The following is a 24,015-nucleotide window of genomic DNA, read 5'->3' on the forward strand; positions in this document are numbered from 1 at the left end:
TAACGAGGGCAAGCCAATGATCGAGCAGTACAACAACCAGGTGCTGGCTTTCAGCAAGAGCTTTGCCGAAGCCGCGTTCAAGGTGCAGGGCCTGGCTCTGCAGAACTTCGAAAAGATCGCCGGCCTCCAGCTGAAGACGATTGAAAACAGCGCGACCGCCACTGCGGCGTTCATGGCCGAAGCTCTGGAAGTCCGCGATTTCGACGGCCTCAAGGCTATCTGGCCGAAGGGCGTCACGCTGGCCAAGGAATCGGCCGAGAAGGCCTACGCGACCAGCCAGGAAGTTTTCGGCATCAGCGTCAAGACCAGCGAAGCGATGGGCGAACTGGCCAAGACCAACTTCGCCGCGACCAACGAAACCATCAAGACCAATGTGGATTCGTTCAAGAAAGCCGCTACCGCCGCTGTGACCAAGTAAGCAGTAGCTGAAACGAGCATCAAGCCGCGCTGCGACGACCCTCCCCCTCCCCGTAGTCGTAGCGCCGCTTTGGACCGGATGACGCAAGTCATCCGGTCTTTTTCTTTGTGCACTCAGGCCAGTGCGGCGACTACGAAAAGCCCGACCATGCAGGCCAGCCCAAGAGCCCAGGTCAGGCTACGCAGCAGCGGGCGGTCGCTCAGGTAGAACGCACCGTAGATCAGCCTGGACACGATAAACAGCACAGCAAGCAAATCGATGCGCCCCTGCGGCGCGTGCACCCACTGCGCGACCAGCACCGCTGCCGCAAACGGAGGGAATGCCTCGATTGAATTCAGATGCGCCCAATGCGCCCGCGCGCGAAATCCCGTGAGTTCCGCCTGAAACACGCGCGGTTGACGGTTGAGCCTGTGCATGCCGGCTTCGTGCCCGTATTTCGCGACGGCCGTGAACACGAGCGGCAGCAACGCCGCAATCAAGATACACCAGAGGGCAATCGTCACGCGGGGCTCCTTGAGGTCAATCGGACGGACAGAAAAACATATGTTGGCCATCGACCGGCACATAAGCCCATGTATGCACCTCGAAAAACACCGAGGTGTCCGCGCACCGGGATGTGCCGCTGGCAATCGAACGCGTAAATCCCAGATCGGCGGCGGCGAGTATGGACCTGCGCCGGACTCGCCGACCAAAATTCATCCTCCGACGGTTCGTCGAAGTTCCGTTATTTGGGTCCGAGCAGGCGGCGAAGTTTGCCGCCAAGCCCCTCGTCGGCATCCGGGTCGGCTTCCGCGTCTCGTTGCGGTTCGCGGGAGGGCGGCAACGGCGTCGGTGCGCGCGGCGGACGCGGCACCGCGGGCTGGCCCGGCGTTGCCTTGGCGTCCAGCAATCGCGCGGCGGCCTCGGCCAGATCGGAAGACGCTCCGCCCGCAGGCATGATGGAACCGGCCCCGACCAATCGCGACACTGCCTGCACCAATCCCGGATCGATCCCGATCGCCGGATGCCCTGCCAACGCGGCGACTCGCGAGGGATAGGTTGGAATCTGCTGCGCCAGACCTTGCTTGAACACAGCCTGTAATGCGGAGGGAACGCCGGCCAGGCGTACCGATCCCGCGTTCTGTGCGACGCGGGCAGTGAACACCGACAGCGACTTCAATCCGCTGCTGGACGCATAAATCAGTCCGGCCGCATCGATCACGAAATGGCGCGCGCCCTGAGCCTCGAGTTCCTGCAGGCCGAGCTCAACATCCACCGCGCCATCCGCGTCCAGGCGTCCGCCCAGCGCAACGATGTGCACCTGTCCTTCCTGCCCACAAGCAAGCTCGACAGCCACGGTATCAGCCCTCTCGGAAGACCCAGCGTGCCGCGCCGATCTGGATCACGTCCTGGTCACGCAACAGCCGCTCACGGATCTTCTCTGCATTCACTCGTGTTCCGTGCGGAGATCCCAGGTCGACGACCGTGTAGCCGGCCATACTGACGGTGAGCTGCGCATGCTTAGGATCGACGCCCGGACCGCCGACGCGTACGTCGCTGCCGGAGTCGGCACCAATGCTGATGGCGTTGAGGCTAAGCACGACGCTGTTCTTGCCGGCTTCCGGATTCTGCGGGACCAGGCGCGCGGCACGCACGACCACCGTAGCGCCGGATGCGGCGGCAGGCGCAGCGCTGTTGCGCGTGGGCAGAGGAATATCCAGCACAGGCATCATCTGCGTTTCGCTTGGCGGCCGAACGGGTTTCGCCGCGGCGACGGTTGCGGCAGGAACGGCAGCCTGTGGCGGCGGCGCTGCCGGGGGCATCGGCGGCATCGGCGGCATCGTCGCGAAAACCTGCGTCTGGTCACTGACCAAATCGGTTTCCATCGTGCGAAAGCCGCCGGGAACGGTGGGCGCGCTCGGCCCGGGTGTCGCCGGCGCAGGAGTCGCCGGCGCAGGACTCGCAGTCGGCTTCGCAGCAGGCGGCGATGCGGCCACATGCAGCTCAGCCTCGGAATGGAACGCGTCAAGGAACCTGCCCTTCAGTTCCTGCGCGCGCTTGAGCGCCTCCGCACGGGCGGCGAGCTCGGCCTCCAGGTCGTCGATGCGGCGCTTGAACTCTCCCTCATCGAACTCGCCCAGCTGATGGCGCAGCTCGATCTCCTGACGGTCCAGCGTGATCGCCTCGTGATCGCTGGTATAGCGATCGAGCAGACCACTGAGCTCGAGGAACTGCACGCGCGCTTCCTGCTTCAGGGGGGCCGCTTTCAGCTCGATCTCACGATTGCGTGTTTCGTAGTCGCCGCGCACGCGCAGGTAGACCGCCTCGGCGACGGCGCTGCGCTTTTCCTCCAACTGCTCAAGACGCTCAGTGAGCACGTCTTGCTCGGACTTGAGCGTCTTGAGCGATTCGACGGCGCTGACGTCGATGGCTTCCAGTGCGGCGATACGATCATTGCTCATGGTGCTCTCCGTGCCGCGCGTCAAGGCGCGACCAATTCTACGTCGATAGTTCCGAAACGCAGCCGATCGCCAGGCTTGACGGGCGTAGCCGTGCCGGTTGCCAGACGCTGGCCATTGATGAAGGTGCCGTTGGCGGTACCGACCTCCTCGCGCAGAAACAGCAGCGCGCCCTGGCGCAGCAGCTTGGCGTGGCGGCGGCTGAGGCTGCGTGCGGTATCGAGCGGGCCCAGGTTGACTTCAGGCGTGATGCCGGTGACCGGATCGATGCGACCGACCAGAAACTCGTCGCGTCCGGATTCCAGCGGAAAACGTTGGCCGCTGGCCGCATGCACCAGCGCCATGCTGCCGACTGGGCGAGCCGACACCGCTTCGGGTGCAGCCGCGCGAGGAAGCGCCACGACCGGCGCCGGCGCTACCGGCGGTGTCGGCGACTGAATGGCGGCCGATGCCGAAACTTCCGAGGCGGGCACCGCACGCGGCGACGACATTCCGGCCACGCCTGCAGGCACGACAGGCGCTGCGGCCGGAGCGGCTGGTGCTGGTGCTGGTGCTGGTGCCGCTGCCGGTGCCGGTGCCGGTGCCGGTGCCGGTGCTGAAACTACTGGCGCCGCTCGGAGACACTGCAACTCCTGCTGCAACTCGCTGATGCGTTGCTCTGCGCGACGCTGGCGCAGGGCAAGCTTGCGCATGATGCGCACAGCAATTTCCACATTTTGACGCAGCAATTCGGCGAATGCGGCACGCTCGATGCGCAGAAGGCGACAGTTGCTCTGGGCCAGCGCCGATGCAAAACGCGGCTGGTCTTCGAGCACGGACATCTCGCCCAGAAAGTCGCCGGGCTCCAGTACGGCCAGCGGCTCGCTGCCACGCGCAGTACGCAGGATGGCGATGCTACCGGATTCGACGATGTACATCTCCGCACCGGCATCGCCCTCGCGAAACAGATACTGCCCTGCAGGAACGTCGATGTAGAGGTCGTTTGCCTTGGCCATGCTGCCTTTCCTGCCTGTCGCGGCGGTATCGGCCGATTATGCCGAGCGCTTCAATTGAGCGGCAACCGCGCCGCGAAGTTCGTTCCGGGGTGTGCCCGCGATCACGCCGCTAACGCGCACTGCGCCGCGTTCCCGCACACTGCGGCACACAGATACTTGCACGCAACGACGGTGAGGGCGGCAGCAATGACGATCCGCGGCAAACTCCTGCTACTCGCGCTGGTCGGCTGCAATGCGGCGGGTGCAGCCACAACCGTGCGCCTGCCGACCTGGGCCTGCAACGGCAACAACGACCGCATCTTCCGCAACGGACTGCAGGCCGGTGATTACGTCCGACCCCGCCCCAGCCATGGCAATGGCGGAGCAGTACCGGGGCCGCAGCTGCGCACGCTGTCGATCGCCGGACTCGGCAACGGTACGCAGAAGATCCATCTGTATATACCGCCGAACTACGACCCAGCCTATGCAACACCCCTGGTCGTCACCCTGCATGGCACCGCCGGCAGCCTCGCCAATGCCGACCTCTACGCCCAGGACGTGCGCAACACGTGGCAAAGTGTCGCAGCCACGCGCGGTTTCATCGTCGCTGCGCCGGTTGCGAACGGCGTTTCGGGTTCCTGGAAGGACGGTTTCTCGGCGCCTCCGAACGACTACACCTTCCTCGCCGCCGTCATGGCCGATCTGCGCGCCGCGTACAACATCGACGATAGCCGCACCCAGCTGTGGGGATTCTCGGCGGGTGGCCATGTCGCCCACGACCTGCTCGTCAATGGCGCCGTGCCGGCGCTGGACGATAACCATATCTCAGCGTATTCGGTCAGCGCCGGCCGCTTGTTTGCCCTGGCCTGCCTGGGCGACACCGAGGAGCAGTGCCAGGGGCGCCTGGACACGCAGGGGCGCAAATTGCCGTTCGACCTGCACCTGGGCACAGCCGATCCGATGTACGGCCCGCCCTACAACGCCGTCCAGGACCCGCCGCGCTTCGAAACCGCCGGCTGGGTCATGGACGACACGCTGAACTACTACGTGTTCGGCGGGGGCCACACCTACGAAGCCGGCCACTTCGTCGACATCTGGAACTTCTTCTGCCGCTTCGCCGTGAGTCCCTGATGGCCGCCAGGCACAAGGCCTAATTGGCCCCCTTTTTGGTTGCGACGCATCAAAAGCGGCTGATATAATCCCGCTGCTTAGTGACCGGTGCGCGTACCGTGCGGTGCGTAGACCGGGCAACCGTCAGGGCAATCCCAGTGAGAAATTCCATCGCCGCCGGCCGGCGACTGGCCACTCGGATCGTGTTCGCCCAGACGGGAGTTTCCCTTTTGATGGCATTGCTGTTTCTGGCGCAGGGAACGCGTCCGGCGGCGGGCGCCCTGGCGGGCGGAATGCTCGTGGTGCTGGGAACCATACTGCTCGCCGCACGCATGTTTCGCAGTGATGCGCTCAGCGGCCCGACGGCATTCTGGGGATTGCTGCTGGGAACGCTGTTGAAATGGATCTTGCTGGTAGGCGGATTGATCAGCCTTCTCAGCGTATGGCGATTGCCGCCTCTCGCGGTGATCACGGGTTTCACGGCAGCCCTGCTGGTGCATCTGGCAGGACTGCGGTTCAAGGAATAGCGGAGTTCTTGTGAGCACCGAGGCAGCGACAGGCGGTCTGAACGAATACATCACCCATCACCTGACCCACAACGTGGTCAAGCTGGGTACCGGTTTCCATATGGATACCTGGCTGGTTTCGCTGGTGCTGGGCCTGCTTTTCGTACTGTGGTTCGGCCTGAAGGCGCGCAACGCGACCGCCGGCGTGCCAAGCAAGGGCCAGGCGTTCGTCGAGATCATCGTCGAATTCGTCGATGGCCAGGTCAAGGACACCTTCCACGGCGACCGCCGCTCGGTCACCCCGCTCGCCCTGACCATCTTCATGTGGATCGTGTTCATGAACACCATGGACCTGATTCCGCTCGACCTGCCGGGTTGGCTGATCCACAGCACCGCCGGGGCCGAAGTCGCGCATCACACCTATTTCCGTATGGTTCCGACCGCGGACCTCAACACGACGTTGGCCTTGTCGGTCTCCGTGTTCTTCATCCTGATCGGTCATGCCCTCTCCGCCAAGGGCGGCTTCGGCTTCGGCAAGGAACTCCTGACCGCGCCGTTCCACGCGCATGGTCCGCTGGCCTTCGTGCTGGCGCCGGTCAATCTCTTCATGAACATCATCGAGTGGCTGGTCAAGCCGGTTTCGCTGGCCATGCGACTGTTCGGCAACATGTACGGCGGCGAACTCGTTTTCATGCTGATCGCTGGCCTGCTGGCGGGTTGGGTCACCTTCGTGCCGGGCATCATCGCCAACACGGCCTGGGCGATCTTCCACATCCTGATCATCCTGCTGCAGGCCTTCATCTTCATGATCCTCACGGTCGTCTACATCGCTGGCGCCCGCGAAAGCCATTGATCGGTTTTGTTGCTGCACCCATTTTTTTCCTGACTTTCCGTTTCTGACTTCTGAGGAGATTCACCATGGAATTCATCGCCAACGTTCAGGGCCTGACCGCCATCGCCATCGGCATCATCATCGGCCTGGGCGCCCTGGGCGCCTGCTTGGGCATCGCGATCATGGGTTCCAAGTTCCTGGAATCGGCCGCCCGCCAGCCGGAACTCGTGCCGATGCTGCAGGGCCGCATGTTCCTGCTGGCCGGCCTGATCGACGCCGCGTTCATTATCGGTCTGGCCGTCGCCCTGTACTTCGCGACCGGCAACCCGCTGCTCAGCGCGCTGACCGTCAAGTAATAGCGCGGATCGCCTGCATGACCGCGCGGTCGATTGACTGCGCGGCGTGCGTCAGTCACGCCCTCGCGGCGTGCCCGTAGCGATTGCCTGAGGAGTCATACGATGAATATCAACTTGACCTTCTTCGGCCAGATGATCTCCTTCGGGATCCTCGTCTGGTTCACGATGAAGTTCATCTGGCCGCCCCTCAACGCGGCCATCGAATCGCGACAGAAGACCATCGCCGACGGCCTCGCCGCTGCCGAGCGCGCGCGCCAGGAGCTCAAGGACGCCGATTCGCGCGTCGCCGACGAGATCCGCAAGGCACGTGAGGAAGCGACGCATATCGTCGATCGCGCGAACCAGCAGTACAACCAGATCGTCGACAAGGCCAAGACCGATGCCGTCGCCGAAGGCGCGCGCCAGAAGGCCGTGGCCCAGGCCGAGATCGAATCGCTGTCGCACCAGGCTCGCGAGATCCTGCGCCAGCAGGTCGCCTCGCTCGCCGTTTCCGGTGCCGAGAAGATCTTGAAGCGCGAGATCGACCCGGCCCGCCACCGCGACCTGCTCGACGCCCTGGCCAAAGAGATCTGATCCATGAGCAGCGCCGAAAGCCTCGCCCGTCCGTATGCCCGCGCCGCGTTCGATCAGGCGCGCCAGTCCAACGCGCTGGCCGAATGGTCGTCCAAGCTCGAATTCGCCGCCGCGGTCGCCCGCGACCCGCAGGTGCAGATCCTGATCGGCAATCCCGCCTTCGGCGGCGACAAGCTCGTCAGCCTGTTCCTGCCGCAGGGCGAGAAAGCCGACTCGGAATTCGCCAACTTCGTCGCCACGCTCGCCGCGAACCGCCGTCTGCCGATTCTGGCCGACGTCGCCGACGGCTTCGCCGCGCTCAGGCGCGCCGACGAAGGCGTGCTGAAGGTCAACGTGCGCGCTGCCGTGGCGCTGGAAGCGAACCAGGCCGAGGCGCTCAAGGCCGCGCTGGCCAAGCGCTTCGGCCGGCAGATCGAACTGACCAGCAGCATCGACGAGTCGGTCATCGGCGGCGCGATCATCGATGCCGGCGATACCGTCATCGACGGATCGGTACGCGGCCGTCTCGAGCGCTTGGCGCAGACCTTGGCTCACTGAAACAGGACGCTCCGAAAAAGCATTGGCACCACGGCTTCTATGCTGAGCACCAGATCTCCACAACCCCGCCTGACGCCGGCTGCGCCGGCATCAGGCGCCCCCTTGACTCAAGGGGGCTCCAAAAGCAAAGCCCGGTACGTGCTTTTTTGAAGAATCGATAGAAAAATTGTCGTCATGTCGGCGGATCTGTGATTCGCCTCAAGCGAGAAACCCCATGCAAACCACGCTCAACCCGTCCGAAGTCAGCGAGCTCATCAAGAGCCGCATCCAGCAGTTCCAGGCCACGGCCGAAGCGCGCAACGAAGGCACCATCACCTCGGTGGCCGACGGCATCGTTCGCATCCACGGTCTCGCCGACGTGATGTCGGGCGAAATGATCGAGCTGCCGGGCAATTCCTTCGCCCTCGCGCTGAATCTCGAGCGCGATTCGGTCGGCGCGGTCGTGTTGGGCGAATACCAGCACCTGCGTGAAGGCGACACCGTCAAGACCACCGGCCGCATTCTCGAAGTGCCGACCGGTCCGGAACTGCTCGGCCGCGTAGTCGATTCGCTCGGCAACCCGATCGACGGCAAGGGTCCTCTCAACGCGAAAGTCCTCTCGCCGATCGAGAAGGTCGCGCCTGGCGTGATCTGGCGCAAGTCGGTCGACGAGCCCGTGCAGACCGGCTACAAGTCGGTCGACTCGATGATTCCGATCGGCCGTGGCCAGCGCGAGCTGATCATTGGCGACCGCCAGACCGGCAAGACCGCGCTGGCGATCGACGCGATCATCAACCAGAAAAACACCGGCATTAAGTGCATCTACGTCGCGATCGGCCAGAAGCAGAGCTCGATCGCCAACGTCGTGCGCAAGCTCGAAGAGAACGGCGCGCTGGACCACACCATCATCGTCGCCGCCTCGGCTTCCGAATCCGCCGCACTGCAGTACATCGCGCCGTATTCCGGCTGCGCCATGGGCGAGTACTTCCGCGACCGCGGCCAGGACGCGCTGATCATCTATGACGACCTGTCCAAGCAGGCCGTAGCCTATCGCCAGATCTCGCTGCTGCTGCGCCGTCCGCCGGGCCGCGAAGCGTATCCGGGCGACGTGTTCTATCTCCACTCGCGCCTGCTGGAACGCGCTTCCCGCGTCTCCGAGGAATATGTCGAGAAGTTCACGAATGGCGAAGTGAAGGGCAAGACCGGTTCGCTGACCGCGCTGCCGATCATCGAGACCCAGGCCGGCGACGTGTCCGCATTCGTGCCGACCAACGTGATCTCGATCACCGACGGCCAGATCTTCCTCGAGACCGACCTGTTCAACGCCGGCATCCGCCCGGCCGTGAACGCCGGTATCTCGGTGTCCCGCGTCGGCGGCGCCGCACAGACCAAGATCATCAAGAAGCTGTCCGGCGGCGTGAAGCTCGCACTGGCGCAGTTCCGCGAACTCGCCGCGTTCGCGCAGTTCGCCTCCGACCTCGACGCCGCCACGCGCGCACAGCTCGAGCGCGGCCAGCGCGTCACCGAACTCATGAAGCAGAACCAGTACTCGCCGCTGTCGATCGCGGAACTGGCGCTGTCGGTGTACTCGGCCGAGAAGGGCTATCTCGACGACCTGCCGGTCAACAAGATCCTCGCGTTTGAAAAGGGGCTGCACGCGTTCTTCCACCAGAACCATGCGGACCTGATGAGCAAGATCGTCGACACCGGCGACTGGAACAACGACATCGAAGGCGTGTTCAAGTCCGGCATCGCCGAGTTCAAGAAGACGGGCAGCTGGTGATCTTTCGCGGGACGCGCCGAACCGCGCGTCCCGTTTCACCCGGCGGCATCGGACTTACTGAATCAGCATAGCGAGCGAGACAATGGCAGGCGGCAGAGAAATCAAAACCAAGATCAAGAGCGTGCAGAACACCCGCAAGGTGACGCGCGCGCTCGAAATGGTCTCGGCCTCGAAGATCCGCAAGGCGCAGGACCTCATGAAGTCCTCGCGTCCGTACGCGCGCCTGATGCGTCAGGTGATCGGTCACATCGCCAAGGCGAACACCGAGTACCAGCACCCGTTCATGGTCGCGCGCCAGGAAATCAAGCGCGTCGGCTACATCGTGGTGTCGACCGACCGCGGCCTCTGCGGCGGCCTGAACTCGAACCTGTTCCGCCGCGTGCTCAACGAGATCCGCGAACTCAGCGACCGCGGTGTGGAGATCGACATCATCGCGATCGGCACGAAGGCCAACACCTTCTTCCGCCGGCTCAAGGTCAACCTCGTCGGCTCTGCCACGCACCTGGGCGAAAAGCCGCAGGTCGCCGCGCTGATCGGCGTGATCAAGGTCATGCTCGACGCGTATACCGAAGGCCGCGTCGACCAGCTCAAGCTGGTCTACAACGACTTCGTCAACACCATGACGCAGAAGCCGACCATCGACACGCTGCTGCCGCTGCCGCCGTCGAACGGCCTGACCACGTCGCACGAGTGGGACTACATCTACGAACCGGGTCCGGAAATCGTCCTCGATCACGTGCTGACGCGCTACATCGAGTCGCTGGTCTATCAGGCGACCCTGGAAAACCTTGCCAGCGAACATGCTGCGCGCATGGTCGCGATGAAGTCCGCCAGCGACAACGCGACCAAGGCGATCGAATCGCTGTCGCTGATCTACAACAAGGCACGCCAGGCCGCGATCACGCAGGAAATCTCGGAAATCGTCGGCGGCGCGGCAGCGGTCTGAAAACAGGAAAGAGGGAAACGAAGTGAGAAAAGAGTAAGCGTGCGCGGAATCGCGACCACTCACTTCTCACTTCTCTTCACTCTCAACTCAACCAAACGGCAGACCAACGGGTTCGCCGTAAAACAGTTCAAAGCATCGGAGTTCCCCTATGAGCCAGGGCAAAGTTGTTCAGATCATCGGCGCCGTGGTCGACGTCGAATACCCGCGCGACCAGGTACCGAAGGTGTACGACGCACTCAAGGTCGAAGGCACCGAAATCACGCTGGAAGTGCAGCAGCAGCTCGGCGACGGCATCGTGCGCACGATTGCCCTGGGCTCCACCGACGGACTCAAGCGCAACCTGATCGCGGTCAACACCGGCGAAGGCATCAAGGTGCCGGTCGGCGTGAAGACGCTCGGCCGCATCATGGACGTCCTGGGTAATCCCATCGACGAATGCGGCCCGATCGGCGAGCAGGAACGCTGGGTCATCCACCGCGCCGCGCCGAGCTACGCCGAGCAGTCCTCGAGCAACGAGCTGCTGGAAACCGGCATCAAGGTCATCGACCTGGTCTGCCCGTTCGCCAAGGGCGGCAAGGTCGGCCTGTTCGGCGGCGCCGGCGTCGGCAAGACCGTCAACATGATGGAACTCATCAACAACATCGCCAAGGCGCACTCGGGTCTGTCCGTGTTCGCCGGCGTGGGCGAGCGTACCCGCGAGGGCAACGACTTCTACCACGAGATGAAGGACTCCAACGTCCTCGACAAGGTCGCGATGGTGTACGGCCAGATGAACGAGCCGCCGGGCAACCGCCTGCGCGTCGCGCTGACCGGCCTGACCATGGCCGAGTACTTCCGCGACGAGAAGGACGCGTCGGGCAAGGGCCGTGACGTGCTGCTGTTCGTCGACAACATCTACCGCTATACGCTGGCCGGTACCGAAGTCTCCGCGCTGCTCGGCCGCATGCCGTCCGCCGTGGGCTACCAGCCGACGCTGGCCGCGGAAATGGGCGTGCTGCAGGAACGCATCACCTCGACCAAGACGGGCTCGATCACCTCGATCCAGGCCGTCTACGTGCCCGCGGACGACCTGACCGACCCGTCGCCGGCGACCACGTTCGCCCATCTCGACGCCACCGTCGTGCTGTCGCGCAACATCGCCTCGCTCGGCATCTATCCGGCGGTCGATCCGCTGGACTCGACCAGCCGTCAGCTCGACCCGAACGTGATCGGCAGCGACCACTACGAAGTCGCGCGCAAGGTGCAGGGCACGCTGCAACGCTACAAGGAACTCAAGGACATCATCGCCATCCTCGGCATGGACGAACTGAGCGAAGAGGACAAGCAGGCCGTGTCGCGCGCGCGCAAGTGCGAGCGCTTCTTCTCGCAGCCGTTCCACGTCGCGGAAGTCTTCACCGGTTCGCCGGGCAAGTACGTTTCGCTCAAGGAAACGATCCGCGGCTTCAAGATGATCGTCGACGGCGAATGCGACCACCTGCCGGAGCAGGCGTTCTACATGGTCGGCGGCATCGATGAAGTGATCGAGAAAGCCAGGAAGATGGCCGAGAAGGCCTGATCCCGGCCTTGACGGCATCGGGCAGCGACATTGACCGGACTCGCGCCGCGCGTTGAAAAACCGCGGCGCATTCCAGCGAGGCACATATGACCAGCACCATCCGTTGCGACATCGTCAGCGCCGAGGAAGAGATCTTCCACGGCGCGGCGCAGATGGTCGTGGCCACCGGCGAAATCGGCGAACTCGGCATCGCGCCGCGCCATGCGCCGCTGATCACGCGCCTCAAGCCGGGCCAGGTCCGCGTGATCCTGGAAAACGGCGAGGAACAGTTCTTCTACGTCTCCGGCGGCATTCTCGAAGTGCAGCCGCAGGTCGTCACCGTGCTGGCCGACACCGCGATCCGCGCCAAGGATCTCGACGAGGCCGCGGCGAACAAGGCCAAGGAAGCAGCCGAGCGCGCGCTCGCCAACCGCACCGACGCACTGGAAATCGCCCAGGCTCAGGCGGAACTCGCCCAGGCCATGGCGCAACTGCAGGCGCTGGAGCGTCTGCGCAAGGCGCTCAAGCACTGATCCATCGACGGTAGCGCGGACCTGCACACGAGCGCCGCGCACCGATTCAGCACCGCTTTTGCATCACTCCACGCCGGCCTCGTGCCGGCGTTTTTTCGTCTGATTTATCGCTGCGTTGATCATCTTCTGCGCCGTAGCAACGGGTTGGCCTGCGGCTTCCCGACCACCCACCCGCCGCTGTAACCGCAGCCGCCGGCTTGCTCGGCGGTCTGACCATCGCCATTCCGCAACCGACGGGATCTTTCGCGGCCGCTTCAATCCCTGACCCGCGTCAAGCACGCGCATTGGCTCATCCAGGGATATTGACTCAAGGCCCTCAGCCAAACGTGAAGCTGCTGGCCCTGACAACTGCCCCGCGCTGGAGGTCGACGCATACGTATCCACAGGACTCAAACACTGCCAACAGCTTCTTGAAGAGATCGAGTGTCTCCGGATCGTTCGGATCGGGCTTCGACGAGAGAAACGCCCCCTTCGCTCCAATGTCTATCTCGGGAAGCTCATCGCTTTCAACCCATGCTCCTTTTGCGATGCCGCCAGACATTTCGCCCCAGCTCGCGCCTTCGAACGACTCGACCAGAGTCTCGGCAAGCCGACGAATCCTGGACTGCTCTTCTTCCGTTGCCCGGCCTTCGTAGTTCATTCCAGCTTCCAGGAGTTCATCGTCGAACTTGAGCCCGGGACCGCAATATACGAACTGTAGATCGAAACTCATCGTCGCTTTCTCCTGACCTTGCCCCTAGGTCCTCCCTTCAAGCGGCGCGTGCGCGCTCGAATTGCTCTGCGCCGAGGCAGTCCAGCGCCGAGAGGATCCGGCTTCGATTGTAGGCAACTCAATTGCTCGAACACGAGGTCTTCAGCCTGCTGGCACGTGGCCAAACGCTACCCGGAGATCACCTGCACTTCGAGGCTATGGTTCCAGCTCCTGGAGCTGCAACGTCGCCGCATGCCAGGCGTTGCGGCGTTCAATGCTGGAAAGCAGTCATGTCGCGGAACAGCGCGAACTAACGCGGCATGAGGACGGACTTCTCGACAGAGGCCAGATCGCCACGCGGCATACGTCATTTCTCGATGCCTCGTTCGCGTTCGGCCTGCCGATTGCCGGCGCGCGCGTCAGCGCCGGCCAGCTGCAATCGCCGATTTTCGGCCAGTGGGGATTTGCGCCCGACAAGACCACATCGAGCGGTGTCGACGGCCGGTATACGCTCCAAGGATTTGCCGGCGACGATGTCGTCATCGCAACGCGCCAGGCCGACGCAGGCTGGATCGACCGCACCTGGCAGGACGTCGAATGCGGCGGAGCGAATCGCATCTGCAACGCGGAAACGATTGCCTACACGGCGCCCGCCTTCGCCCTGCAGCCGCATCCGCGCGACCTCGACCGCGCGCCAGAACGCGGCGCGCCGCTCAGCGGTCGCGTCGTCTACGCCGCGAGCGGCTTGCTGGCGGCGAACTACTCGGTCGCCGTCGCGCCGGCACCAGACCGGCTGCCCGGAAAATCAGTGCAGACCGATGCCGAGGGCCGGGTCACCCTCGGCGGACTGCCTGCAGAGAGCTGCTGCCTGTACGCGTCGCCGCAGCCGGCGTTCGCGAACACGGCAGGCACGCCATGGCCCGACCTTCCCTGCTCGCTGAGCTTCATCGACTCGCCCGTCGACTGCACGCCCACGCCATCGCAGCAACCGACGCCGTTACCGGGCGGCACGATCGCCAACCTGGTCCTTGTCGTTCCCGACACGGAGACGGTGTTCACCGACGGCTTCGAACCCTAACCCAACGCCGCAGCGCGATACGCCGCCAGCACCGTGTCGCAATCCCCATACATCACGCTGCGGCCCTGCTCTATCCACAGCACGCAGTCGCAGAGATCTGCGATCTTGTCTTCATCGTGACTGACCAGCACGACCGTCGTGCCGGCATGGATCCGTTCGTGGATCGCCTGCGCCGACTTGCGCTGGAAATCCGCGTCGCCGACGGCGAGCAGTTCGTCGAGCAGCAGCACGTCGGGCTGCGCCTGCAGCGCGACCGAAAATCCGAGGCGCAACAGCATGCCGTTGGAATAGCTCGCCACCGGCTGGTCGAAGAAGTCGCCGAGTTCGGCATAGTCGTGGATCGCGGCAAGCCGCGTATCGATGTCGCGCCGACGCAGGCCCAGGCGCAGGCCGCAGAGGATCGCGTTGTCGCGCCCCGACAGGTGCGGCACGAACCCCAGCGACAGCGACAGCAACTGGCAGCTGGCATCCGCGCGCTCGATGCGGCCGCGGTCGGGCTGCAGGATCCCTGCGAGCACGCGCAGCAACGTGCTCTTGCCCGCGCCGTTGCGCCCTACCACGCCGAGGCGCCGGCCGCGCTCGAGTTCCAGGCTTACATCCTGCAACGCCCAGTGGCGTGCACCGCCCAGGCGCCGCTGCATGCCGAAGGCGACGCCGACGTTCTGGAGACTGATCACGCTGTCCATCAGACCGCGATCTTCGGATAGCGCGGCGCCAGCCGCTGCACACAGACGACGCCCACTGCGGCGAGCGCCAGCGCGCTCGCGGCCACGCGCAACAGCGCCATCCAGTCGGGCCAGCGGCCGTGCAGCAGCACGCCGCGCAGCGCATCGAGCAGCATCAATACCGGATTCCATGCCAGCCACTCCGCGTACGGCGCCGGCACACGTTCCAGCGCGAACACCACCCCGGAAAGAAACATCAGCACCGTGAGCAGCTGTTCCACGACGAAGCGCAGATCCGGCAGCAGCGGCATCAGCGCGGCCAACAGCAGGCCGCCGCCTACCGCGCACAGCGCCATGCACAGCAGCAGCAGCGGCAGGCTCAGATACGCGGCGTTCGGCGGATAGCCCGCAAGCCACAGCACCGCCAGCAGCAGCACGAAGACCACGCCGAACTTAATCACGTCGGCCAAAAAGTGCACGAAGGGAAAAACCAGCACCGGCATGCGCACCTGGTGGATCAGTGCAAGGTTCTGCCAGATCGCCTGGCCCGCATGCACAACACTGGACTTGAGCCACTGCCAGACGACGAGGCCGATCAGCAGGAACGGCAGGTAGCCCGGCCCTCCGGTACCGAGGATGCGGTCGAACACGAGCCAGAACGCCGCCATCATCAATGCGGGCTCGACCAGCCACCAGGCCAGTCCCAGATAGCTGCGTGAGCGTTCGGCGCGAAGCTCCGCGTAGGTGCTGAACCACACCAGTTCCAGGAAATGCAGGCGCATGCGCGGTCCGGCGCGGGAGGCGGCGCGAGCATAACGGATCCGCTATTCTTTCGCGCCGCAACAGTGCTGCCGCGGAATCGGACCCTTCGTGATCTTCTTCACCATCGTCTCGCGCAACTACCTGGCGTATGCGCTGACCCTGATGCAGTCGCTCGCCACGCAGCACCCGCAGAGCCGCCGCTACGTCGCGCTCGCCGACCGTGGCCACGATGACGCCGACCTGGCCGGCGCGCCGTTCGACCTGATCCGTATCGACGAACTCGGCCTGCCCGATTTCGACGCCTTCGTGTTCCGCTACGACATCCTCGAACTGAATACCGCGATCAAGCCCTACGTGTTCCGCTGGCTGCGCCGGCGCCATGCGCAGGAGGGACTGGTCTACCTGGATCCGGACATCGACGTGCTCGCGCCGCTGCAGGCGGTCGCCGAGGCGCTGGAAAGAAACGGCGCGCTCGCGGTGCTGACCCCGCACCTCAATGCACCGATGACCGACGGCCGCCATCCCGGCGAACTCGCCATCCTCACGAGCGGCACCTACAACCTGGGCTTCGTCGCGATCGGCGCACACGCGTCCGCGGACCGGCTCATCACCTGGTGGGCCGACAAGCTCGAATTCGGCTGCGTCGCCGACCCCGCCGCGGGCCTGTTCACCGACCAGAAGTGGATGGATCTCGCGCCGGGCCTGTTCCCGGACGTGTGCATCCTGCGCGACGACGGCTACAACCTCGCCTACTGGAACCTCGCGCAACGCGAAGTCCATCGCGATGGCGAACACTGGCGCGCCAACGCAAACCCGCTGGTGTTCGTGCATTTCAGCGGTGTCGACGTGGATCGCCCGGAGCTGTTCTCGCGCCACCAGGACCGCTATCGCCGCAGCAACCTCGGCGCACTGCGGACGCTCTACGACGACTATCTCGAGCGCCTGCGTGCCAATGGCCACGCGCGGTATCGGCTCATTCCCTACGCGTTCGGCGCGTTCGCCGACGGCGAAGCGGTGACGCGACCGCTACGCGCGGTCTACCGCCACCACTTCGACAAGGGCTGCGCCCAGGCCGTCGCCGATCCCTGGCACATGTCACGCGAGCGCTACGACGAACCCTGCGACGAGATCGCCGCGCGTGCCGACGCGCCGATCACGCGCCTGATGTACGCCGCCTGGCGCCTGCGGCCCGACCTGCACGCCGCATTCGATCTGGGCGAACGCGAAGGCCGCGAAGGCTTCATCCGCTGGTACTTGCGCTGCGCCACGCGCGAATTCGGCATTCCCGCGCGCCACATCGAACCGGTGCGCGTCGCCTTCAGCCAGGGGATACACGCCTCGGCGCCGCACTGGGACGCGGCCGGCCGCATGCGCGCCGCGGGTGCCTGGCCACGCCTGAGCGCGCTGAGCCTCGCCCTGATCGACTGGAGCTGCCGCCACCGCTGGGCGCTCGCGCTGTACCGCACGGTGCCGGCGGCCTGGCGACACCGCCTGCGCCGCGGACTCGAACGCGAGGCCTTCGTACCGGCCGTGCCGGAAACCACGGCGCCTGCGCCCGTCGCGCCACCCAGCGCGTGCGACGGCGTCAACCTGATCGGCTATGCGCGCGGCGAATTCGGCGTGGCCGAGATCCTGCGCAACTACGCCAGCGTGCTGCAGCATGCGCAGCTGCCCTTCAGCGTGCGCAATTTCGAGATCGGCATCGCGAGCCGGCAGCAGGACCGGCGCCTCGATGCCTTTCTCGACGAACGCATGCCGCAGGACATCAACCTGTTCTGCATCAATGCCGACCAGATGCCGGTGGTGCACGCACACCTGGGCGCATCGGCATTCGCCGGCCGCTACAACATCGGTTGCTGGTTCTGGGAGCTCGAGCGATTTCCGCAGCGCTGGCTGGGCTCGTTCGATCTCGTCGACGAGATCTGGGTGCTGTCGGAATTCGTGCGCGACGCCATCGCGGCGTGCACCGACAAGCCGGTGCAGGTCATGCCGGTCGCACTGCGACAACCCGCGCAGCCGCCGTTGCCGCGGCGCGCGCTGGATCTGCCCGATGACGCCTTCGTCGTGCTCGCGAGCTTCGACTTCAATTCCTGGATCACGCGCAAGAACCCGCAGGCGGCAATCGCCGCGTTCCGCGCCGCGTTTCCGCCGGAACGCCGTGATGTGCGCCTGCTGCTCAAGACCATCAACGGCCAGCGCCTGCCCGCCGCGCTGCGCGTGCTCGTCGACGCCGCCGCCGGCGACGATCGCATCGAAGTGCGCGACGGCTTTCTCGATCGCGAAGGCATGTGGGCGCTGCAGGCGTGCTGCGACGCCTACGTCTCGCTGCATCGCTCCGAAGGTTTCGGCCTGGGCCTGGCCGAGTGCATGGCGCAGGGCAAGCCCGTCGTGGCGACCGCGTACTCGGGCAACCTGCAGTTCATGCACGCATCGAACAGCTGCCTCGTGCCGTACCGGCTCGTGCCCGTGGCCGAAGGCGAATATCCCGACTGGCACGCCCAGCACTGGGCCGAGCCCGACATCGCGGCCGCCGCCGCGCATCTGCGCCGGCTCGCCGCCGATCCGGCCGAGGCGCGCCGCGTCGGCGACGCCGCGCGGCACACGCTGCAGCGCGATTTCGGCCCGGCCGCGAGCGCCGCGGCGATCCGCGAGCGCTTGACGCAACTGCGCGCCGCCGGCCTGCAATAATCCTCGCCACCCGGCTGCCGCCATGACTTCGAGGCCGACCATGTCCGCACCATTGCACGTCATTGTCCTCGCCGCCGGCGAAGGCAAACGCATGAAATCCGCCCGCTCCAAGGTGCTGCTGCCGCTGGCCGGGCGGCCCATGCTCGCGCAGGTGATCGACAGCGCACGCGCGCTCGCGCCGGCCGCGATCCATGTGGTCTACGGCCATCGCGGTGACCAGGTGCAGGCCGCGTTCGCCGACGCGACCGACCTGACCTGGGTGTTGCAGGCCGAACAGCACGGCACCGGCCACGCCGTGAGGCTCGCCCTGCCGCCGATTCCCGACGACGCGCGCGTGCTCGTGCTCTACGGCGACGTGCCGCTGATCACGCCCACCACCTTGCGTCCGCTCGCGCAGTCCGCGGCGAACCTCGCCGTACTCGCCGCCGACCTGATCGACCCCAGCGGCTACGGCCGCATCGTGCGCGACGGGCTCGGCCAGGTCCGCGCCATCGTCGAGGAAAAGGATGCCAGCCACGAACAGCGCGCCATCGGCCTCGTCAACACCGGCATCGTCGCGGCCTCCGCGCGACATCTGCGCGACTGGCTCGCACGCATCAGCAACGACAACGCGCAGCGCGAGTACTACCTCACCGACGTCTTCGCGCTCGCCGCTGCCGACGGCGACCCCACCGCCTGCGCCATCTGCACCGATCCGCACGAAGCGTTCGGCGCGAACGATCCGTGGCAGCTCGCCGAGCTCGAACGCCACTACCAGCGACGCCAGGCACGCCTGCTCTGCGGTGCCGGCGTGCGCCTCGCGGATCCGTCGCGCTTCGACCTGCGCGGCAGCGTCACCGTCGGCCGCGACATCGAGATCGACGTCGACGTGATCCTGGAAGGCAGCGTGCAGCTGGGCGACGACGTCAGCATCGGCCCGTTCTGCCGCATCAAGGATTCCTCGCTGGCCACGGGAACCCGCGTCCACGCGCACTGCGACCTCGACGGCGTGGTGACGCACGGCCCCTGCCTGATCGGACCGTACGCACGCCTGCGCCCCGGCACCGATCTCGCCGCCGGCGTGCACATCGGCAACTTCGTCGAGACCAAGAAAGCCGTGCTCGGCAGCGGCAGCAAGGCCAACCACCTGAGCTATCTCGGTGACGCAGTCATCGGCGTCGGCGTCAACGTCGGCGCAGGCACCATCACCTGCAACTACGACGGCGTGAACAAATCCACGACGACGATCGGCGACGGCGCCTTCATCGGCTCCAACAGTGCACTCGTCGCGCCGGTCACGATCGGCACGAACGCGACCATCGGCGCCGGCTCGGTCATCACCAAGGACGCACCCGACAACGAGCTCACGGTGGGGCGCGCGCGTCAGCAAAGCCGGCCCAGCTGGAAGCGGCCGACGAAGCAAAAGTGAACAAAAGCTGGGGCGCGACGCGAGGAACCGCATGACCGACACCACCGTCCCCGATTTCTTCGACCGCTTCGCGATGCGGCGCGTGCACAGCGGCGAACTCGATGCCGTGCTCGCCGACGGCAGCGCGGCGCTCGACGTGCTGTTTCTCTGGGGGCGCGACTGCCCCAACTGCGATATCGCCAAGCGCGCGATGCTGGCCCGGCCCGAACGCCTGAACTGGCCTCAGGTGCGCTGGCTGCACTGCAATGTCTACGACGACGAAGCGATGGCCACGCGCTTTGGTCTGCACGGCATACCGACCTTCTTCGTCTTCGCCCACGGCAAGCGCCTCGGCCGCATCACGAGCTGGCCCGGCACCGAGGTATTCCGCACCGCGATCGACGGCATCCTGGCGCGCGACGCGGCGTGAGCCCGACGCGCCGTGCGGCACAGATGAACGTGACCACGGTGTGACCCGCAGCAGCGGCGTGGTGTGCGTCCGCCAACCGGCTGCGATCGTGCCCGCGCAAGTACGGCGCCTGGGCCGTTCTGCAACGCGCCGCCGCAAAAGCACGCCGCGTGTCGGGACGTGCACCATCGGCGACTGTCGAAAGCAGAGCCGCAAATCCCTACCCGCCTTTGGTCCCATACGCGTACGGCTGTTTTCCTGCTAGCTTCCGGGCGGAACGCGCCGGAGCGTCCATTCGAGCCTTCAGCCCGCGAGCGTGGACATCCATCGGAACCGGCCGCCAGAGACGGGCCGCTGCGCGTTCGACCGTCCACATCCAGGGGTTATCCATGTCCAACTCGTTGCGTCGCCATGCCTTGGCGACCGCCGTCGCTCTCGCGTTCTCGTCATCGTCGATGGCAGCCACGCTGTATCTCGAAGACTTCCAGACCCGTATCGATCCCGATACCCAGCAGCCCGTACTGCGCTGCAGCGGTCCCGGCGGCGCGGGCACCTATCCCTTCCCGAGCGGATGGCTGCTGCGCAACGTCGACAACCGCACGCCCGCGGCCAATGTCTCCTACATCAACGAAGCCTGGGAAGTCCGCGAGGACTTCCAGACCGACGTCACCAATTGCGTCGCCTTCGCCACGTCGTGGTACACCCCCGCCGGTGCAGCGAACGACTGGATGTGGACGCCCGCCATCGGCCCGATCCCCGCCATCGGCACCTCCCTGACCTGGCGTGCCAAGAACTACGACCCGGTCTATCCCGACGGCTACGAAGTACGCGTCATGACCGCACCGACTGTCCCCACGGGCGGCACCGGCGTGATCGGCAACCAGATCACGAACAGCACCGTCGTGTACTCCAATGCCGCCGAGGCGGCCGCCTGGACCAACCGTTCCGTAGATCTGACGCCGTACGCGAACCAGACCATCTATGTCGGCTTCCGCCTCACGTCGACCGACAAGTTCGTTCTGGTCGTGGACGATGTCATGGTCGCCAGCAACAGTGTCGATCTCGCGGCCCTGGCGGCCACGCCACCGTTCGCGGTGGAATATCCCCGCGTGCCCGAAGGCATCAGCGTCGATGCGAACTACAAGGTCCTGGTCCGGAATGTCGGCGGCACGACGCTGACGAATGTCGCGGCAACCGCGCAGCCCTCGCTCGACGGCGCGCCGTCGGGTGCGCCGCTGACCGCCGCGAGCATCCCTACCCTGACCGGTGGCACCACGCAGACCATCGCCTTCACGCCGCCGGCGGTGCTGTCCACACCAGGCATCTGGGGCGTGACGTATACCGCCACGTCGGACCAGAACGCGCAGGAGACCGACCCGCTGAACAACGTGCTGGCCGCGTCCGTGACCACGATCGGCGGCAATGAATGGAGCCGCCACGAAGGCGCCGTGTCCGGCACGCTGGGCATCGGTGCGGGCAACGGCGGCGAGCTGGGCACCTCGTACACCCTGACCCAGACCGCCACGTTCGAGGGCATCCGCTTTGCGATGGGTCCCGTGAGCGATCCGCCGCCGCCCGATCCGCCGAGCACCTGGCCGGGCCAGAACGTGGTCGCCAACCTGCGCGCCACCGGCGTCAACGGCAAGCCGGCCGCGGTGATCGCCACGACACAGGCCATCGTCAGCACCTACATCGGCGGCGTCTACGACGTGAAGTTCGCCGGTGGGCCGCAGACGCTCGCGCCGGGCACGTATTTCGTCAGCGTGGTCGAACCGACCGGCGGCAGCGCGATGCCCTTGCAGCTCAGCCTGGGCCGCTACGTCGATACCGCGAACTGGGTGAACTGGCCGACCAGCCCGAGTGGCGACTGGGCCAACCTGTCGACCTTCGGCCCCACGTTCCAGCGCGTGCCGCGCGTGTCGCTGCTGACCGAAGTGGCGCTGTTCAAGGACGACTTCGAGCAGCATGCCGATGTGCCTGTGTCCCGGCCGGCCAGCGCATCGCCATCGCCGACGACGCGCAACCCGGGCGAAAGCGCCGCGCTTGCGGCGCCGCCGCGCCGTTGAGCACGTAGCACTAGCCGCACCATGCGCGACGAACGTCGCCGCCGTCGCCTCGACGGACATGTCAGCCAGGGCCGCCTCGATGCGGCCCTGGTCATTCTCGACAGCTGGCAGGCCGAGTCGCCGCACGACATCGAACCGGAACTGCTGCGCGCGCGCGTCGAACTGCTCGGCGGTCGCTACGTCAACGCGCGCAACCGATTCCTCGCTGCCGTGCGCGAACGCGCCGTGCCACCGTTGCTTGCTCCCGAAGTCGTCGAAGGCTTGCGCCTGTTCGTCGCACACGACGCACTCGCGCACTGGGCGCAGACCTATCCGCAGCGCGCCGTACTCGCGCCCGCCGACCAGGCACGCACGGCCGCTGCGCTCAGCGCGATCGGCGCGCACGCCCTCGCCCGCGACTGGGCCGTTGCCGCCGTTGCCGCAGCGCCCGACGACGGCGTGTGCCGCGTCAATCGCGCGCTGATCCACCAGTACGCCGGTGCCTTCGACGACGCCCGCGCCGACCTCGACCAGGTGCTCGGCACCCCGCAGGAATCGGCGATGGGCTACTGGCTGCAATCGCGCCTGCGCCGTCAGACCGCCGACGCCAACCACGTCGCCGTGCTGCGCGAGCGCCTGCAGCGCCCGCTCGATCCGCGCGACCGCGAACTGCTGCTGTACGCGCTGTTCAAGGAGCTCGACGACCTCGGCGACTCCGACGCCGCGTGGGAAGCACTGTCCGCCGCGTGCGCATCGGTCCGCGCGCGCGCGCCGTACGATCGCGCACGGCACGAGCGCCTGTTCGCACTGCTCAAGCAACCCATCGACGCGCCCGCCGCAGCGCCGCAGACGCAGACCACGACCGCGTCCGGCACCCCGCGCACCGATCACATCCCGATCTTCATCGTCGGCCTGCACCGCTCCGGCACCACCCTGCTCGAAAGCATGATCGGTGCGCACGCCAGCGTGCACAGCTACGGCGAATCGCCGCGCCTCACCGCCGCGCTGCGCCATGCCGCGGACTACTACTGCCCTACCCTCATCGACGAACCGCTCGCGCGACGCCTGCCGCAGCTCGACTACGACCGCGTCCGCGAACAGTTCATGGCCGAAGGGCACCACGCCATCGGCAGCGCCACCCACGTCACCGAGAAACGGCCCGACCACTTCCAGCTCATCGGCGCGATCCGCCACGCGTTCCCCGACGCCAAGGTGCTGCACCTGCGCCGCGATCCCCTGGACGTCTGCTTCGCCAACCTGCGCGAACACTTTCCCGAAGCCGTCGCCCACGCCAATGGCATGGATGACCTCGCCCACTACCACGGCCTGTATCGCGACCTCATGGCCCACTGGCATGCCGCGTTTCCGGGCTTCGTGCTCGATGTCGCCTACGAGGATCTCGTCACCGATCCGCACGAAACCTCGCGCCGCGTGTTCGGCTTCTGCGGACTGGCCTGGGACGACGGCGTCATCGATCCCGCGCGCTGGCGCGCACGGTCGATCACGACGCTGAGTTCCGTGCAGGCGCGCAGCAGCGTGAATCGCGCGAGTGTGGGCCGGTGGCAGGCGTATGCACACTGGCTGGAGCCGTTGCGGCAAGGGCTCGGCGTATAGCGATTCTCCGGAGTCGCCAGCGTCTCGAACGGCGACCCGAATGGCGTACGGTGGCAGCCGCTGACAGGGCGACCAGCGAGCCGTTGAACGGGCTCGCGGAGAAGCATTCCGGAAACGCTGCCCGTTCATCGACCGCATCGATGGCGATATGCCGGGG

Annotated in this window: 24 protein-coding genes; 17 read left to right on the forward strand and 7 right to left on the reverse strand. The window is 65.9% G+C overall.

Features of this window, described 5'->3' with window-relative positions; genetic code table 11:
- The first annotated feature begins 16 nt into the window (after positions 1-16).
- Entirely contained in the window at positions 17-418 is a 402-nt protein-coding gene (locus RUU78_RS24400; protein ID WP_313920378.1) for a phasin family protein, read from the forward strand.
- A 113-nt stretch (positions 419-531) separates the two neighbouring features.
- Here the strand turns inward: RUU78_RS24400 and RUU78_RS24405 are convergent, their stop codons facing one another.
- The 4 genes from RUU78_RS24405 to RUU78_RS24420 form a co-directional block, all read right to left on the reverse strand.
- Complete coding sequence (locus RUU78_RS24405) at positions 532-984, reverse strand: MAPEG family protein (protein WP_313920379.1); 453 nt, start codon at positions 982-984, stop codon at positions 532-534.
- Between the two features lie 158 nt (positions 985-1,142).
- Positions 1,143-1,718 (reverse strand): STAS domain-containing protein, encoded by a 576-nt coding sequence (locus tag RUU78_RS24410; RefSeq protein WP_313920380.1) that lies wholly within the window; start codon positions 1,716-1,718, stop codon positions 1,143-1,145.
- 40 nt (positions 1,719-1,758) lie between these two features.
- A complete protein-coding gene (locus RUU78_RS24415; protein WP_313920382.1) occupies positions 1,759-2,859 on the reverse strand; it encodes an FHA domain-containing protein in 1,101 nt (366 codons plus the stop codon).
- Between the two features lie 20 nt (positions 2,860-2,879).
- The gene (locus RUU78_RS24420) at positions 2,880-3,851 is read right to left on the reverse strand and encodes a cyclic nucleotide-binding domain-containing protein (RefSeq protein WP_313920383.1); all 972 of its coding nucleotides are present in this window, start codon (positions 3,849-3,851) and stop codon (positions 2,880-2,882) included.
- 186 nt (positions 3,852-4,037) lie between these two features.
- Here RUU78_RS24420 and RUU78_RS24425 point away from each other — a divergent pair, with 186 nt between their 5' ends.
- From RUU78_RS24425 to RUU78_RS24470, 10 genes are all read left to right on the forward strand, one after another.
- Complete coding sequence (locus tag RUU78_RS24425) at positions 4,038-4,961, forward strand: hypothetical protein (RefSeq protein ID WP_313920385.1); 924 nt, start codon at positions 4,038-4,040, stop codon at positions 4,959-4,961.
- A gap of 137 nt (positions 4,962-5,098) precedes the next feature.
- Positions 5,099-5,467, forward strand: a complete 369-nt coding sequence (locus RUU78_RS24430) for an ATP synthase subunit I (protein ID WP_313920386.1) — start codon at positions 5,099-5,101, stop codon at positions 5,465-5,467.
- 10 nt (positions 5,468-5,477) lie between these two features.
- Positions 5,478-6,299 carry a F0F1 ATP synthase subunit A gene (gene atpB / locus RUU78_RS24435; protein ID WP_313920388.1) on the forward strand — a complete coding sequence of 274 codons (822 nt, stop codon included), beginning with the start codon at positions 5,478-5,480 and terminating at the stop codon, positions 6,297-6,299.
- 65 nt (positions 6,300-6,364) lie between these two features.
- Entirely contained in the window at positions 6,365-6,634 is a 270-nt protein-coding gene (gene atpE, locus RUU78_RS24440; RefSeq protein ID WP_313920390.1) for a F0F1 ATP synthase subunit C, read from the forward strand.
- A gap of 102 nt (positions 6,635-6,736) precedes the next feature.
- Positions 6,737-7,207, forward strand: coding sequence for a F0F1 ATP synthase subunit B (locus RUU78_RS24445; protein WP_313920392.1), 471 nt, complete (start codon positions 6,737-6,739; stop codon positions 7,205-7,207).
- 3 nt (positions 7,208-7,210) lie between these two features.
- Complete coding sequence (locus RUU78_RS24450) at positions 7,211-7,744, forward strand: F0F1 ATP synthase subunit delta (protein WP_313920394.1); 534 nt, start codon at positions 7,211-7,213, stop codon at positions 7,742-7,744.
- A gap of 214 nt (positions 7,745-7,958) precedes the next feature.
- Positions 7,959-9,506 (forward strand): F0F1 ATP synthase subunit alpha, encoded by a 1,548-nt coding sequence (gene atpA, locus RUU78_RS24455; protein WP_313920395.1) that lies wholly within the window; start codon positions 7,959-7,961, stop codon positions 9,504-9,506.
- Between the two features lie 82 nt (positions 9,507-9,588).
- A complete protein-coding gene (atpG, locus tag RUU78_RS24460) occupies positions 9,589-10,452 on the forward strand; it encodes a F0F1 ATP synthase subunit gamma (protein ID WP_313920396.1) in 864 nt (287 codons plus the stop codon).
- Between the two features lie 148 nt (positions 10,453-10,600).
- Positions 10,601-12,007, forward strand: a complete 1,407-nt coding sequence (gene atpD, locus RUU78_RS24465; RefSeq protein ID WP_313920398.1) for a F0F1 ATP synthase subunit beta — start codon at positions 10,601-10,603, stop codon at positions 12,005-12,007.
- 86 nt (positions 12,008-12,093) lie between these two features.
- Positions 12,094-12,519 carry a F0F1 ATP synthase subunit epsilon gene (locus tag RUU78_RS24470; RefSeq protein ID WP_313920400.1) on the forward strand — a complete coding sequence of 142 codons (426 nt, stop codon included), beginning with the start codon at positions 12,094-12,096 and terminating at the stop codon, positions 12,517-12,519.
- Positions 12,520-12,835: 316 nt separating this feature from the next.
- Here RUU78_RS24470 and RUU78_RS24475 read toward each other — a convergent pair whose 3' ends face one another.
- Positions 12,836-13,231, reverse strand: a complete 396-nt coding sequence (locus tag RUU78_RS24475; protein ID WP_313920402.1) for a hypothetical protein — start codon at positions 13,229-13,231, stop codon at positions 12,836-12,838.
- A 253-nt stretch (positions 13,232-13,484) separates the two neighbouring features.
- On the opposite strand from RUU78_RS24475, the gene RUU78_RS24480 reads away from it, so the two are divergent.
- The gene (locus RUU78_RS24480) at positions 13,485-14,288 is read left to right on the forward strand and encodes a hypothetical protein (protein ID WP_313920403.1); all 804 of its coding nucleotides are present in this window, start codon (positions 13,485-13,487) and stop codon (positions 14,286-14,288) included.
- Here RUU78_RS24480 and RUU78_RS24485 read toward each other — a convergent pair.
- Both RUU78_RS24485 and RUU78_RS24490 read right to left on the reverse strand, forming a co-directional pair.
- Entirely contained in the window at positions 14,285-14,974 is a 690-nt protein-coding gene (locus RUU78_RS24485; RefSeq protein ID WP_313920404.1) for an ABC transporter ATP-binding protein, read from the reverse strand. The genes RUU78_RS24480 and RUU78_RS24485 overlap by 4 nt on opposite strands.
- The gene (locus RUU78_RS24490; RefSeq protein WP_313920405.1) at positions 14,974-15,735 is read right to left on the reverse strand and encodes an ABC transporter permease; all 762 of its coding nucleotides are present in this window, start codon (positions 15,733-15,735) and stop codon (positions 14,974-14,976) included. The genes RUU78_RS24485 and RUU78_RS24490 overlap by 1 nt, the downstream gene beginning before the upstream one ends.
- Before the next feature lie 88 nt (positions 15,736-15,823).
- Between RUU78_RS24490 and RUU78_RS24495 the strand changes: the two genes are divergently transcribed.
- From RUU78_RS24495 to RUU78_RS24515, 5 genes are all read left to right on the forward strand, one after another.
- Entirely contained in the window at positions 15,824-18,403 is a 2,580-nt protein-coding gene (locus RUU78_RS24495; protein ID WP_313920406.1) for a glycosyltransferase, read from the forward strand.
- Between the two features lie 40 nt (positions 18,404-18,443).
- Positions 18,444-19,811, forward strand: a complete 1,368-nt coding sequence (gene glmU / locus RUU78_RS24500; RefSeq protein ID WP_313920408.1) for a bifunctional UDP-N-acetylglucosamine diphosphorylase/glucosamine-1-phosphate N-acetyltransferase GlmU — start codon at positions 18,444-18,446, stop codon at positions 19,809-19,811.
- Between the two features lie 31 nt (positions 19,812-19,842).
- On the forward strand, positions 19,843-20,220 hold the full coding sequence (locus tag RUU78_RS24505; RefSeq protein WP_313920409.1) for a thioredoxin family protein: 378 nt from the start codon (positions 19,843-19,845) through the stop codon (positions 20,218-20,220).
- Between the two features lie 368 nt (positions 20,221-20,588).
- Positions 20,589-22,265 carry a choice-of-anchor J domain-containing protein gene (locus tag RUU78_RS24510; RefSeq protein WP_313920411.1) on the forward strand — a complete coding sequence of 559 codons (1,677 nt, stop codon included), beginning with the start codon at positions 20,589-20,591 and terminating at the stop codon, positions 22,263-22,265.
- Positions 22,266-22,286: 21 nt separating this feature from the next.
- A complete protein-coding gene (locus RUU78_RS24515) occupies positions 22,287-23,858 on the forward strand; it encodes a sulfotransferase (RefSeq protein WP_313920412.1) in 1,572 nt (523 codons plus the stop codon).
- The last annotated feature ends 157 nt before the right edge of the window (positions 23,859-24,015 follow it).

The organism is Tahibacter sp. (assembly GCF_032229445.1).
Lineage (GTDB): Bacteria > Pseudomonadota > Gammaproteobacteria > Xanthomonadales > Rhodanobacteraceae > Tahibacter.

What these genes read in the sequence shown, in the direction of transcription:
- RUU78_RS24415 (WP_313920382.1), bottom strand. Translation starts at nt 2,859, where the DNA reads ATGAGCAATGATCGTATCGCCGCACTGGAAGCCATCGACGTCAGCGCC.
- atpD (WP_313920398.1), top strand. Translation starts at nt 10,601, where the DNA reads ATGAGCCAGGGCAAAGTTGTTCAGATCATCGGCGCCGTGGTCGACGTC.
- RUU78_RS24405 (WP_313920379.1), bottom strand. Translation starts at nt 984, where the DNA reads ATGTGCCGGTCGATGGCCAACATATGTTTTTCTGTCCGTCCGATTGAC.
- atpE (WP_313920390.1), top strand. Translation starts at nt 6,365, where the DNA reads ATGGAATTCATCGCCAACGTTCAGGGCCTGACCGCCATCGCCATCGGC.
- RUU78_RS24420 (WP_313920383.1), bottom strand. Translation starts at nt 3,851, where the DNA reads ATGGCCAAGGCAAACGACCTCTACATCGACGTTCCTGCAGGGCAGTAT.
- RUU78_RS24480 (WP_313920403.1), top strand. Translation starts at nt 13,485, where the DNA reads ATGCTGGAAAGCAGTCATGTCGCGGAACAGCGCGAACTAACGCGGCAT.
- RUU78_RS24490 (WP_313920405.1), bottom strand. Translation starts at nt 15,735, where the DNA reads ATGCGCCTGCATTTCCTGGAACTGGTGTGGTTCAGCACCTACGCGGAG.
- RUU78_RS24505 (WP_313920409.1), top strand. Translation starts at nt 19,843, where the DNA reads ATGACCGACACCACCGTCCCCGATTTCTTCGACCGCTTCGCGATGCGG.
- RUU78_RS24485 (WP_313920404.1), bottom strand. Translation starts at nt 14,974, where the DNA reads ATGGACAGCGTGATCAGTCTCCAGAACGTCGGCGTCGCCTTCGGCATG.
- RUU78_RS24510 (WP_313920411.1), top strand. Translation starts at nt 20,589, where the DNA reads ATGTCCAACTCGTTGCGTCGCCATGCCTTGGCGACCGCCGTCGCTCTC.
- RUU78_RS24470 (WP_313920400.1), top strand. Translation starts at nt 12,094, where the DNA reads ATGACCAGCACCATCCGTTGCGACATCGTCAGCGCCGAGGAAGAGATC.
- atpG (WP_313920396.1), top strand. Translation starts at nt 9,589, where the DNA reads ATGGCAGGCGGCAGAGAAATCAAAACCAAGATCAAGAGCGTGCAGAAC.
- RUU78_RS24425 (WP_313920385.1), top strand. Translation starts at nt 4,038, where the DNA reads ATGACGATCCGCGGCAAACTCCTGCTACTCGCGCTGGTCGGCTGCAAT.
- atpA (WP_313920395.1), top strand. Translation starts at nt 7,959, where the DNA reads ATGCAAACCACGCTCAACCCGTCCGAAGTCAGCGAGCTCATCAAGAGC.
- RUU78_RS24445 (WP_313920392.1), top strand. Translation starts at nt 6,737, where the DNA reads ATGAATATCAACTTGACCTTCTTCGGCCAGATGATCTCCTTCGGGATC.
- RUU78_RS24450 (WP_313920394.1), top strand. Translation starts at nt 7,211, where the DNA reads ATGAGCAGCGCCGAAAGCCTCGCCCGTCCGTATGCCCGCGCCGCGTTC.
- RUU78_RS24400 (WP_313920378.1), top strand. Translation starts at nt 17, where the DNA reads ATGATCGAGCAGTACAACAACCAGGTGCTGGCTTTCAGCAAGAGCTTT.
- RUU78_RS24475 (WP_313920402.1), bottom strand. Translation starts at nt 13,231, where the DNA reads ATGAGTTTCGATCTACAGTTCGTATATTGCGGTCCCGGGCTCAAGTTC.
- glmU (WP_313920408.1), top strand. Translation starts at nt 18,444, where the DNA reads ATGTCCGCACCATTGCACGTCATTGTCCTCGCCGCCGGCGAAGGCAAA.
- RUU78_RS24515 (WP_313920412.1), top strand. Translation starts at nt 22,287, where the DNA reads ATGCGCGACGAACGTCGCCGCCGTCGCCTCGACGGACATGTCAGCCAG.